Annotated in this window: 12 protein-coding genes and 1 pseudogene; 9 read left to right on the plus strand and 4 right to left on the minus strand. The window is 40.7% G+C overall.

The genetic code is table 11. From position 1 onward, the window contains the following. Positions 1 to 13: 13 nt before the first annotated feature. From CDC33_RS27340 to CDC33_RS27350, 3 genes and pseudogenes are all read left to right on the plus strand, one after another. Positions 14 to 1,144: pseudogene (locus CDC33_RS27340) on the plus strand (type IV pilus twitching motility protein PilT); the annotation flags it as partial. Positions 1,145 to 1,248: 104 nt separating this feature from the next. After that, positions 1,249 to 2,472 (plus strand): type II secretion system F family protein, encoded by a 1,224-nt coding sequence (locus CDC33_RS27345; protein ID WP_109011593.1) that lies wholly within the window; start codon positions 1,249 to 1,251, stop codon positions 2,470 to 2,472. A gap of 131 nt (positions 2,473 to 2,603) precedes the next feature. Continuing rightward, the gene (locus CDC33_RS27350) at positions 2,604 to 3,164 is read left to right on the plus strand and encodes a hypothetical protein (RefSeq protein WP_109011594.1); all 561 of its coding nucleotides are present in this window, start codon (positions 2,604 to 2,606) and stop codon (positions 3,162 to 3,164) included. A 128-nt stretch (positions 3,165 to 3,292) separates the two neighbouring features. On the opposite strand, the gene bioU is transcribed toward CDC33_RS27350, so the two are convergent. Continuing rightward, the gene (bioU, locus tag CDC33_RS27355; RefSeq protein ID WP_109011595.1) at positions 3,293 to 4,315 is read right to left on the minus strand and encodes a (S)-8-amino-7-oxononanoate synthase BioU; all 1,023 of its coding nucleotides are present in this window, start codon (positions 4,313 to 4,315) and stop codon (positions 3,293 to 3,295) included. 426 nt (positions 4,316 to 4,741) lie between these two features. Between bioU and CDC33_RS27360 the strand changes: the two genes are divergently transcribed. From CDC33_RS27360 to CDC33_RS27380, 5 genes are all read left to right on the plus strand, one after another. After that, entirely contained in the window at positions 4,742 to 5,089 is a 348-nt protein-coding gene (locus CDC33_RS27360) for a DUF6883 domain-containing protein (protein ID WP_100900128.1), read from the plus strand. Between the two features lie 19 nt (positions 5,090 to 5,108). Then, the gene (locus tag CDC33_RS27365) at positions 5,109 to 5,357 is read left to right on the plus strand and encodes a DUF4926 domain-containing protein (RefSeq protein WP_109011596.1); all 249 of its coding nucleotides are present in this window, start codon (positions 5,109 to 5,111) and stop codon (positions 5,355 to 5,357) included. Positions 5,358 to 5,857: 500 nt separating this feature from the next. After that, on the plus strand, positions 5,858 to 6,067 hold the full coding sequence (locus CDC33_RS27370; RefSeq protein ID WP_012406943.1) for a DUF2997 domain-containing protein: 210 nt from the start codon (positions 5,858 to 5,860) through the stop codon (positions 6,065 to 6,067). Between the two features lie 39 nt (positions 6,068 to 6,106). Then, positions 6,107 to 6,493, plus strand: coding sequence for a DUF1257 domain-containing protein (locus CDC33_RS27375; protein ID WP_109011597.1), 387 nt, complete (start codon positions 6,107 to 6,109; stop codon positions 6,491 to 6,493). Then, positions 6,493 to 6,954 (plus strand): ferredoxin, encoded by a 462-nt coding sequence (locus CDC33_RS27380; RefSeq protein WP_109011598.1) that lies wholly within the window; start codon positions 6,493 to 6,495, stop codon positions 6,952 to 6,954. The genes CDC33_RS27375 and CDC33_RS27380 overlap by 1 nt, the downstream gene beginning before the upstream one ends. A 297-nt stretch (positions 6,955 to 7,251) precedes the next feature. On the opposite strand, the gene CDC33_RS27385 is transcribed toward CDC33_RS27380, so the two are convergent. The 3 genes from CDC33_RS27385 to CDC33_RS27395 all read right to left on the minus strand — a co-directional run bounded on the left by CDC33_RS27385 (position 7,252) and on the right by CDC33_RS27395 (position 10,562). Then, a complete protein-coding gene (locus CDC33_RS27385) occupies positions 7,252 to 7,536 on the minus strand; it encodes a YiaA/YiaB family inner membrane protein (RefSeq protein WP_109011599.1) in 285 nt (94 codons plus the stop codon). Positions 7,537 to 8,118: 582 nt separating this feature from the next. Then, complete coding sequence (locus tag CDC33_RS27390; protein WP_109012727.1) at positions 8,119 to 9,717, minus strand: DUF4335 domain-containing protein; 1,599 nt, start codon at positions 9,715 to 9,717, stop codon at positions 8,119 to 8,121. A 239-nt stretch (positions 9,718 to 9,956) separates the two neighbouring features. After that, positions 9,957 to 10,562 (minus strand): DUF3038 domain-containing protein, encoded by a 606-nt coding sequence (locus CDC33_RS27395; RefSeq protein ID WP_012406938.1) that lies wholly within the window; start codon positions 10,560 to 10,562, stop codon positions 9,957 to 9,959. Positions 10,563 to 11,294: 732 nt separating this feature from the next. On the opposite strand from CDC33_RS27395, the gene CDC33_RS27400 reads away from it, so the two are divergent. Next, positions 11,295 to 12,224 carry a molybdate ABC transporter substrate-binding protein gene (locus CDC33_RS27400; RefSeq protein WP_109011600.1) on the plus strand — a complete coding sequence of 310 codons (930 nt, stop codon included), beginning with the start codon at positions 11,295 to 11,297 and terminating at the stop codon, positions 12,222 to 12,224. Positions 12,225 to 12,236: the final 12 nt, after the last annotated feature.

Below are 12,236 nucleotides of genomic sequence, written 5' to 3' on the forward strand. Positions count from 1 at the left end.
AAAAGGAAGCAGAACTATGGAAATGATGATTGAAGACCTGATGGAGCAGTTGATTGAAATGGGTGGCTCGGATATGCATTTATCCGCAGGTTTGCCTCCTTACTTTCGTATCAGTGGCAAACTCACCCCCATAGGTGAGCATGTATTGACAGCCGATCAATGTCAAAGGCTGATTTTTAGTATGCTCAACAACACCCAGCGTAAAACCTTAGAGCAAACCTGGGAATTGGATTGTTCTTATGGTGTTAAGGGTTTGGCTCGCTTTCGGGTGAATGTTTATAAAGAACGTGGTGCTTATGCCGCTTGCTTACGAGCATTAAGTTCTAAGATTCCTAACTTTGAAAAATTAGGTCTGCCAGATATAGTGCGGGAAATGTGCGATAAGCCCAGAGGACTTATTCTAGTGACAGGCCCTACAGGTTCCGGCAAGACAACTACCCTAGCGGCAATGATTGACTTAATCAACCGCACTAAGGCAGAGCATATTTTAACGGTGGAAGATCCAATTGAATTTGTCTATGAACCAATTAAAAGCTTGGTTCACCAACGGCAATTAGGAGAAGATACTAAGAGCTTTGCTAATGCTTTGAAAGCAGCCCTGCGGGAAGACCCAGATATTATTCTGGTGGGGGAAATGCGGGATTTGGAAACAATTTCTTTGGCGATTTCCGCAGCAGAAACAGGACACTTGGTATTTGGTACGCTACACACCAGTTCCGCCGCCCAAACTGTTGACCGGATTATCGACGTTTTTCCCCATGAAAAACAAACCCAAGTGCGGGTGCAATTGTCTAACTCCTTAGTGGGGGTATTTAGCCAAACCTTGGTATCCAAGAAAAACCCCAAACCTGGTGAATATGGTCGGGTGATGGCTCAAGAAATTCTAATTGTTACTCCTGCTATTTCCAACTTGATTCGAGAAGGTAAAACATCCCAAATTTACTCAGCTATTCAAACAGGCGGCAAATTGGGAATGCAAACTCTGGAGAAGGTTTTAGCCGATTTTTACAAAGCCGGAACGATTTCTTTTGAAGCGGCAATGTCTAAAACTTCTAAGCCAGATGAAATCCAACGTCTCATTGGTACTTCTGTACCACCGCAGGCAGCAGGTGGGAAACCCAGTGTGGCTGCCAAAGCACATTAAAGGAACTGAGGAGATGAGGAGTTGTAGTAAGTCTTTCCCTTGTGCCCATTGCATTATACCCCATGCCCAATCCCCAATAAATAACGACTATTTTGAATTGATTTATGCCAACCTACGTTGCCCGTGTTCGGGATTCTCAAGGAAAATCCCGAACAGAAAAAATTACTGCCGAATCCTTGGTGCAAGCTCGTACTAATCTCAGAGATCAAGGTTTTGTAGTCCAAGAACTCAAACAATTTCAAGGATTTCAGCCAAATTTTGATTTAAAAAAAATCCAGAATTCCTTTGTTAAGGTTTCTGTGAAAGATAAAGCCGTTTTTTCACGTCAATTTGCCGTTTTGATGAATGCGGGAGTTGCGATCGTTAGAAGTCTAGGGGTACTTTCCGAGCAGTGTAGTAATACTAAACTCAAACAAGCCCTAATTGAGATTAGCAACGATGTGCAAAGCGGAATGAATCTTTCAGAGTCAATGCGGAAGCATCCTGACTGCTTTGATGGATTATATGTGAGTATGATTCAAGCTGGCGAAATTGGTGGTGTTCTAGACGAAGTATTAAATCGTTTAGCCAAGTTGTTAGAAGATGTTGCCCGGTTACAAAACCAAATTAAATCAGCATTGTCTTATCCAAGTGTTGTGGGTTTTATCGCACTTGCTATCTTTCTGGGTATGACCATTTTTCTGATTCCCGTTTTTGCGAAGATTTTTACAGAAATCGGAACTGAATTACCGCCTCTAACGCAATTTTTGATGGATGCTAGTCTATTTTTAAGAAGTCCGAAAGTTTTCATACTTATAGCTGCTCTTATAGGAGCGAAAATTGGCTTTACACAATATGGTAAAACTCCTGCCGGTCGTTTAACAATTGATCGTTTTTCCCTCAAAATGCCATTGTTTGGTGACTTAATTCAAAAATCTGCGGTTGCCCGCTTTAGCCGAACTTTTGGTTCTTTGACTCGTTCAGGTGTACCAATTTTAACTTGCTTGGAAATTGTCCGAGATACATCAGGAAACGTAGTTATTGCCAATGCCATAGACGCAGCCCGTATAGAGATTCAACAAGGAGGTATGATTAGTATTGCTTTACAAAAAGATAGCGTTTTTCCAGCTATGGCAATTCAGATGATTAGCATCGGAGAAGAAACTGGAGAATTAGATGGAATGTTGATGAAAGTTGCCGATTTCTATGAGGATGAAGTCGAGCAGGCAGTAAAAGCAATGACCAGTATTTTGGAACCAGTTATGATTGTATTTGTAGGGGGAATGGTTGGAACCATTTTGCTAGCAATGTATTTACCTATGTTTAAGGTATTTGAAAAGATGGGATAGAGGATTAAAAGTTAAGAGTTAGGAGTTATGAGTTAGGAATTAAAAGTTTTGACTTATAACTTTTAACTGCTAAATGATTAATTTTATTCTTAACTTCTAACTTCTAACTCCTAACTCCTCACTATTTAATTATGACTGTGCAAAAATCTCACTATGAAGCGAGTTTGGCAGAGTACAGCAATCATCTAGCTGCGATCGCCTTACTAAAACAATATCGGCCATACTTGGAGATGATTCCCAGTCTGCGCCGTCCAGATGAAAGTGTCATTACTATCCCCTTGCCAATTGTCCGCCTTCGCAATACTGCTACAATAGCCTCACAAACGATTTGCTTACCTTGCGATGTGGCAATTTTGATGTGCGATCCAGAGTGGAAAATCAAAACTGGAGCAGAAATTTTAATCTTTATTCATCGCGCTGATGAAGACTTTTCTGATTTGTTAGGGCGTTGGCGACAAACTCAAGTTTGGCTAGACAATGATTATGAGTGGTTGATGCCTCTCCGTCACAGTCATATTTTGAGTGAAGGAGCTAATACTATATATCCTCTATTTGTCATTTTTAGTGAGACTTTAGAACGCATCCAACGAGGACTTATAGGGGCGGAACTTCCATTTATTATACAAGCTTCTGATTCGCTGCTTGAAGAGAATTCCACAGATATTTTCTCTCCAGAACTTCCATCAGCTTAGAAAAAGTTAGAAGTTTTGGAGTTTAAAATAGCAAGTTTGGAGCATATTCAAAGACTCTAAATTTGCTATTTATTTTATATTTTTAACTCCTGTACAGACGCGATTAATCGCGTCTGTACTTCTAATTATTACCTAACAAACTGCGGCATAATTTCGGCAGCAGTGAATATTCCATAAATGCCGCGTTGGTGCAATTGTCTACCAGCTTTGAGATAGCCAAAAGCAGGGCCGCAGACATTGGCTGCCATGCTGGTTTCATCTCCTAAAGTAAAGGTATGGGTGGAAATTTTACCTTCAAAGGTGCGCCCTGTTACCTTAACGTTGGTGCCCAGAGGCTTTTTAGGATTGCGAGTATCGACTACACCACCAACAGTAACGCGATCGCGCCCCACTATTCCCGCTACTTCTAACATCACATCATCAGCGTGTTCCATATTTGTCAAGGTAAGCACACCATTAGTTTTATCTAGTAGTGCTTCTACTTCTGCGTCAGTCATTGCCCTGGCAGTTTCCACTGTGTAACCAGGGATATGGCCAATGTCTTCCCGAACGGTGGCGCGGTAAGCTTCCCAGTTGGCAATTCCCACTCCGAAGGTGATTTCGACTTGATGAATTTCGGCGTAGCTTTGGGCTGCTAGAGCTGCTGCGGCTGTTAACAATCCGGGTGTAGCACCACAGCCTGTCATGTAGGTAATCCCGGCTGCTTGCAGTTCTTCTTTCATCGCCAGTAGTTGTTCTACAGCAGTGGTGCGCTTAATCGCATCCACTAGCACTCCACGCCAACCAGATTTGATAAACTCCTTGGCAACAGAGGGAATAAAGTCATTTGGCAAGTTGGGTAAAGCCAGAAAATACCCATCCACAGGTTGAGCTATTTCAATTACATCCTGGATACTTTGATTTGTTAACGTACCAACCGGCTCTAAATGACCTACCGAACCTTGGGACTGGTAGGTTGCAATGCATTGTTGAGTATTTAAACCTTCAGCAGCGTAAGCGTAACCTTTTTGATCTGCTGCGGCGACTAAAATCATTTCCTGTTTAGCAGCAAGTACCTTGGCGGCGGCTTGTCCGAGTCCGCCGAAACCTAGTACTCCTATGCGTATCGCTGGCGAAATATTTAGAGAATTTTTGACTTTTTCGGAATTCATAGTCAATTGGTTAAGTTGAATCAAAAGCTTTTAGCATTCTCCATCTGGGCTTCCGGCTTGTAACTGGCGGCTGATGGCTGATAGCTCAAAGCTATAGAGGTTAATTATGATTCATTATCCTGGGTTCTTCGGCTGACTGATGGTTTTTTTACTGGAAAGTCTTTGTTGGTGATTTGGGATGCATCAAGATTGCATCAGTTTTAACACTGATGAGCAATTGGTATTAACTCAGTTAAAAAAGTTGAATAAAATTCAATAAATATACCCTTGCTATCAATTTAATGTATAATATCTAGCAATAGAATAAAATTGAAGTGCCTGTGTATTTTAAGCGCAAATAGCCCCTTGGCTGTAAAACTTAATTTACACAGGCATTTTCCATGTTTATATTTCCTAAAATCTATACCTACTCTAAAAATAAAAATTATGTCTAATTCAGCCAATCTAATCCCAAATGCAGAAAATGCAGTCGTTGATATTCGTAAACTGCGTGACTATTGTCTTAATCCAGAGCATGATAAAGGAAAAGATAAAGCCCGTCTCTTTTCAGCAAGTCTGGGCATGAAGGATGAAAACGCTGAAGAATTGCGCCAGATTCTTTTAGAAGCAGTCAGAATTCAAGAAGTTAGTTTGGGACGACGTGATGAATTTGGACAACGTTACATACTAGATTTCACGCTCAAATGGCAGAATAAAAGTACGATCATTCGCAGTGCTTGGATTATCGAAGAAGGTTCTGATGTCCCAAGATTAACAACCTGCTATCCTCTCTAATATCTGGAAGTGATACAAAATGAATAAAACTAGAATTGAGTTGCTGGATGTCGTAGCACTAACAGTTGATCTACCTGAATACAACCTGTACCGTGGTCAAGTTGGTACAGTAGTAGAATTATTAGCTGGTGGTGTTGCATTTGAGGTTGAATTTAGTGATCGCAATGGCCGCACTTATGAATCTGTTGGTTTACGCCCACAGCAAATAATGGTGTTACATTTCGAGCCAGCATCCCCTGATTCAGTCCCGGAAATGGTTACAGCGTAAGCAATAGAAAGGTGTATATACAGAATATACATAAAAGATCATGCGATCGCTTATTGTAGTGTTGAGTGCGATCGCATTATGACTGGTGAACCCGGAGGATGTAAGCCTTTCATGATAGCACCTATCTTGCGGGAAACCCTATAGGAATAGGGCAAACTTAATAATGATAAACTTTTTCAATAATTTTTATATTTTTGTAACTTACCTAGCTGGCTATGGTAGGTCTAATGCTTATATTTAGGACTTTTGGCGTTTACTTGGCAAGATCAGTAGTTACCTTGACTAATCGATGAGGTTAAGAGAGACTAACTAAATACTGATGTCACTACTTACAAAATTAATAATTTTTGTAAAGATTCTGAGATATATATGTTGAGAGATGGAACATTATTTAACAAATGGTAAGTTTGTATCTAAGTAAAAATGTTCCTACGGCTATATTTGTAGCCTTCTGTTAAGACAGTAGAATTTAAGCGTACTTATCGTGGTTGGCCAAGAGCATGGAGACATTAGAGTTCATAATCTATCCAGACGGTCGGGTACAAGAAAAAGTCACTGGCATTGTGGGGGCTTCTTGCGCTGAGGTTACAGCAGCAATAGAGGCACAGCTGGGGCAAGTACTTAATCATGAGCCAACCTCAGAATATTTCGCCGCCAAGGTGCAGCAATCTAATGTGGCGAATACACACACCACTTACAGCGATTGGTAAGTTTTCACAGTAGTTTAGTGTAATTAATTCACAACCACCATGTCACACTTTAGCCAAATTAAGACTCAAATCCGTAACCTTGATTCTTTGAAAGATGCTTTGACTGAATTGGGCCTAGACTGGAAGCCCGGCCCACGCGAAGTTCGTGGCTATCGCGGTCAAACCCATCCTGCGGAAGTTAGTATTGAGCAGGAAAATGGCTATGACATCGGTTTTAGATGGAATGGCAAAGAATATGAATTGGTGGCTGACTTGCAATATTGGCAGCAAAACCAGTCTGTAGACGGATTTTTACGCCAGGTAACACAGCGTTATGCTTATCAAACAGTTGTGAAAGAAACCGCTCGTGTTGGTTTTCAAGTCTCTGAACAACAAAAAAATGAAGATGGTTCAATTCGCCTGGTAGTACAGCGCTGGAGTGCGTAATGGCTGATTTTCTGCCGTCGCCGGAAGAACAAGAAGAAAATCGTTCGGGTTTGGAACCAGAATTAGGGGGTTTTTTACGGGATGCCCCTGAACGTTCTGGTTTAGAACCGGAATTGGGTGGTTTGCTGCGCCAAAATGGTGTTTATGTTGACGAAATCACCTGTATTGGTTGCAAGCATTGCGCTCATGTTGCACGTAACACCTTTTACATTGAACCAGATTATGGGCGATCGCGCGTGGTTCGGCAAGATGGGGATGCTGAGGAAATTATCCAAGAAGCAATTGACACTTGTCCAGTTGATTGCATTCATTGGGTTGATTACACTGAACTGAAAAAATTAGAACAAGAACGCAAATATCAGGTAATTCCTGTAGTTGGTTATCCGGTAGAACAAGCAGTTGCTGCTAGCGAACGTCGGCGTAAAAAGCAAAAGTTAAAAACTAAAAAATCCCGTTATTAAGATAAAAACGTTAAATCAAGATAAGAAAGGACTGGATACCAGTCCTTTTGCTTTTGGTCATACTAGTTAATTTTTGATGTGTAATACAATTTTGAATTTTAGATTTTAGATTTTGGATTGGAAAGCGCTTACTATACTTGAGTTTTCTCTATACATCTGTGGCAATCATCTTTCAAATTGGTATAAATCACATCAAATGGAAAAGTTAGTATTGTTTGATATTGCTGAAGGGGTTTCTGTTTAAATCCCATTAATCCAAAATTGGCAATCCAAAATCCAAAATTGTTATGGCTGCCTTCATTTAAAATTTAAAGGATCGTGTTGTGAAAGCAATTTTTCTACTTTTGCCTCGTCTAACCTAGCAGTTAATTTTCTAGTTTCATGTAAGTCTCTAGTAGTTTTCGCCAAAGTAAAAGTTGAGCCAATAGAGAAAGCCATACCCATACCCATAAAACCTTTCACCCAGCCATTTACAGGTAAGTTTACAATGCCAAAGGTGGTCATAGAAATAGAAATCACAAAAGCTGCCCAGGTTTGAATAATCCAAGCTGGACTGTCTTTTTGAGTACCAATTGTTTGCATATTTCCTACTTTTGATTGAGTGATTTATACCAATTCGTAATGGCTAACGCCCTGCTACGCTAACGTAATTAAGAAAAGTCAGATTTCATCTGCGTTTCCAGACTTGTATCTATAATTTCATTTTGGAGAATTGGTGTTAACAGTAATTGTATTGAGTGGTAAATTTACTGGTATCAATAGTAAGACCAGTTTGGTAACTGGACTCCAAAAAGCAAGCTCAAGAGCAACTGAAGTAAATAGAAAATGGCACAAGGCTTGTACCAGTTTTATAAGTGGCATTAAACCGAAATCTTACACCATTCTCGATAAATCAACTAGTATAGGAGCGAGAAAATAAACATCCCATTTTAAATGGTGCAAGGCTTGGAATATAATTCTTTTGACTTTTGACTTTTGACTTCCGCCCTGCGGTACTAGCCCGCCTCAGACTGAAGTCTGAGGCTAATGCCAAAGTCCACTCAAGTGGACTGAAACCGTTTACTAGTAATCTTTAGATGACTTTAGCTACAAGCAAAAGTAATTCATTACTAGGCGGTTGTTGTGACTAGTGGAATATCTCAAGTTAAACTGATTAATTTACTTTTATTCATCTGGAAAAGTCTGTACTTTGCCATCAGGAGTGAGAACAACTCGAATTTTGACATTCTGTCCGCGTTTATTGGCGGAAACAAAAGGTTTCCCAACTTCTGGCATCCCAGCATTATCAACAAAGTCTCTTGCTGACTTATTGAGAGGAATAATTCGTTCAATTGTGCCGTCAACACTGACTATCAGACTGTACTCTAATGTTTGTCCTAGTCCAGTGGGTGGTTGCCAACGTTTTTTTAAGTATTCTCTAGCTTCTGCTACTTGAGGTGTATCAAATAATGTGCCAGTAGCCACTTCTGTAGATTTGGGGCTTTGGCGTTCGTTCCCTAATTGATCGATAAAGGGATTATTATCCGCAGTTCTAGAGGAGGACACTTGTGAAGCAGGTTTCTCTCCAGGAGAAGGTTGCTGTAGAGAATTAATTCTTTCCTCTAGCTGTTGTGAGGTTAGTCGAGAGGGTTGGGTAGGAGTATTGCCACTATTAGGTATGGTGTCAAGAGATGGGGGGACAACTGGTGAGATATTAGTTGGTAAGCTGCTTGTCTTGGAAGATAGCCTGGGTGGCAAATCCCGCAGCTTAGGGAGAGTACCAGGTTGGGTACTTGACCCTGTAGGATTTTGTGCAAGATTTGGTAATATAGCAATTTCTTGGCCTGGGATTTTGCTAGATGGTGCGATTGCCCCATTACTTGCTTTGGAAAGAGTTGAAGTCTTCCCTTGAGGTATTGTCAGTGCATTTAGAGGTGGCGCTGTAGAGAAACTAGAATTAGGAGCTGTTAGAGGTGCTTGGGGTAAAGTGGATGTAGAAAGTGGAGGAGTGGAACCTAGCAAATTATCTGATGGATTGCTGAGTCCAGGCTGAGGCGTGGGAAAGTTTAGTGAGGGTGAAGTTTCTAAAGCAGCCTTTACTGCTGCTGGATCTGAGGTTTTGGCTGTCTGCTGTTGCTTTTCTCTAAGGTTGTTAGCATATTGCCAAGTAACTGGTAAAAAACCTACACCTAATACTAATACTGCGGCAACAGGGGCCCAAGTAGGGAGCCTCAGAGTGGAACTGCTGTTGAGAGTTGGGAGTGCCATGACATCAGTTGAGTATTCATCTAAAGCACTGGCCAAATCGAATAGTTGCAGCAGACTAAGTTTAATTACGGGGCCAGATGATTGGTTAGCGAGAGAACCGAGAAATAAGTTGTGAGTTAAATGGCTGCTTGGTTCTAAGCGGATATTTGCCCCAGGAATCTGGGTACTAAAAGAATTTAATGTTTTTGTAGAGGACTTTAATTCCGGTTCACCTAATGCTGTGCTTGACTCCTGGGTGTCGGAGAAACTTACGCAAAAGCTTTCTGGAGACTGTTGGAGGAATTGCTGTACGTAGCTTGTGACTGCATCACATAAAGCTTCAAGTTGATCGCGATCGCCTCGAATTGGAACTTTGTGTTCTTCTGGTAGTCGGGGATCATCAAAACGAAGCTCAAAGCTCAGGTGCTTGAGGACAGTTTTCCCCATCCAACGCGACAGAGAGGAGCTTTGCGCGAATACTTCTAGCGTGCAAGTAGGGGGTGTGTAGCAACGAATGACAGAATTTGATAGAGGCATAGCAGGAACTGCGAAGAAGACTATTTGAGATTTTGCAAAAAATTGAGCCAGTTGCTTGCAAAGAAAAGTTGAAAAGGCGGATTCTTCCACTCAGAACTTTGTCAGGTTCCTTCTGTGATGTGCAAAGAGGCAGCAGTGTTGATAGTGCATTGCCCAAGAACTAACGATCATCAAAAGAGAATCCTTATCTAGCAAACTTTCATGAGCGAATTTTGGTTGAGGAATTTCAAATCTAAAATTTAAAATTTTGTTGAACGGTCTATAAGTGCTAGCCAAAGACGGCGATGCCCACCAGGAGCGCTGTAAAAAAGTAAATCTACAAGCAGTTTTAGGGCCAGGTTGGTTAGTAAATCTGTTGAGATTTTTTCGTCCTCTTCCATCCGCTCTTGGTAGGTGTTGCAAAAAGCATCAATATAATCTCCAAGTAAAGCAGCCTGGTGAGGTTCCCGGTTATTTTCTGCCATTTGTTCCAACAGACCGACAGCGCGGCGAATCAATTCCTGGTGCTGTTTGGCTAGGTAGCAGATGATCAAAACAAGCGATCGCGCTTCTTCGACATCTAGCTTTTTTCGCCCTCCTTGACCTTTACGTAGGGGATTTGATTGGCGCAGTCGCCATAAAGCTACGCGGTCTGGCACTCTTGACTCTAAATTCAGATCAGTTGCCGCCGAAAGCATAGCCTCTGAACCAATCCCAGTTAAGGTTTCTAGCGCCAACAGCACTAAGTCTAGTTGGGTTTTGATATTGTCCCATTGAACTGTGTTTGGGGCTGGAAGCTTGATTAAATCCTCCCACTGGGAATTTGGAGTGGCTGAGTTGGCGGCCGAGTGCATAACTTTTAGCATAGGTGATCAAGCTGATAAAGGATGTTGCTGTTACCCATTTTGAAACCAGACTCTTAAGAATCAAGCTTGGTTTCCCATAGCTCTAAGCCAGAGGCTTCATCTAGCTTTTTTATGTGGTAAACAGCAGGTATCTTTGTCCTACTCTAGATTAAAATTTATTTTCGACAAAGTAGAAAAGTATGAATTCTAGTTAAGGTTTACCCGACTTTGGCTGCTAGTTCCGTACAAGAGTATAAATAGACTATTGTTTTAAATGCTAATCGCTAATTATCGCTAAGTAATTATCTAGAATACCTCCTAATTTATTTGCAGCTTTAAATTTTGAAATTTATTGATGTTTATTATTTGGTCTTCATGTATACATAATTACTATACAAATTTTTTGCCTGTTTGCTAAAAGTGCTGCTTGCTGCTGGGCATAATCCCACCCCAGTTTCGCTTGTGTGTAGCCTGTTATTTCAGGGCAGGCTAGCCAACATCAGGACGATTGATGTCTCTATGTAACTGATGACAAACTTAAAAATTTGATAAAGTCAGCGTTTGAAGATGTTGGGCGATTGATTTATTCCAACTTAGTTGGTACTATAGCTCTAACCGCGAACCACGCACATATTAGAACTCATTTGTAAACTTAATGGGCAGAGGTAATAGCTTAGACATTTACCAAAACCCATTATTCAATATGGGTTACAGATAATTCACTGGTAAGAATAGTAACGCAATATAACAAATATGAAAAAGCATTTTTTTGCCTTTTCAATGATAGCTTGTGCTGTCGGTGTAATTATACCAACTCAGGCATTGGCGGTTAAGCTATACGGTGCTGGTAGTTTGCGTGATAGCCTCACAGAAGTAGCTGAATCTTTTAACGATAAATATGGGATTCCAGTAGAAACGCGATTTGGCCCGTCTGGGTTAACACGAGAATTTATAGAACAAGAATTCTCCGAAACTGGAAAATCCGCAGATGTTTTTGCTAGTGCAGATATTGAGAACCCTCAGACATTGTTTGAAGAAGGTTTAAGCAAACCTGTAGTAAACTTCACTAGCAACCGCATGACTGCTGTTGTGAGATCAGGACTTGGGATCACATCAGATAATTTGTTGGATTTTTTGCTAAAACCCGAAATCAAGGTGGGAACCTCCACCCCCATAGCAGATCCATCTGGTGACTATGCATGGCAAATATTTGATAAAACCAATCAGGTTAAATCTGGTAATTCTCAAATTCTGAAGAATAAAGCTTTGCAATTAGTAGGTGGTAATCCTAATGCTCCTATAGTTCCTAATGGCAAAAATAATTTAGTCTACTTTCTAGAAGAAACAAAGCAGGCAGATATATTTTTATCTTATTACACCAGTGGGAAGACTGCCCAAGCAGTAGAAGGTGGTGAAAATCTGCAAATAGTAGAGTTACCTGACTATTTAGCAACGAAAGCTAATTATGGATTGGCTACACTGAAAAATGCCGATCCTGATGGTGAAAAATTAGCTGAATATATTTTGTCACCAGATGGACAAGAAATTTTGGCAAAGTATGGATTTAGCGCCCCTTCTACTTCTGTTCCTGAGCATCAAGGTGCTGGTGGAATTTTACTGGCTTTAGGTTTAACTTTAATTTTGAACAAAAAGCAATTAATGCAATCAGAATCCCAGAGCTAGAAAACTTATTAA

It is taken from the genome of Nostoc commune NIES-4072 (assembly GCF_003113895.1).
Lineage (GTDB): Bacteria > Cyanobacteriota > Cyanobacteriia > Cyanobacteriales > Nostocaceae > Nostoc > Nostoc commune.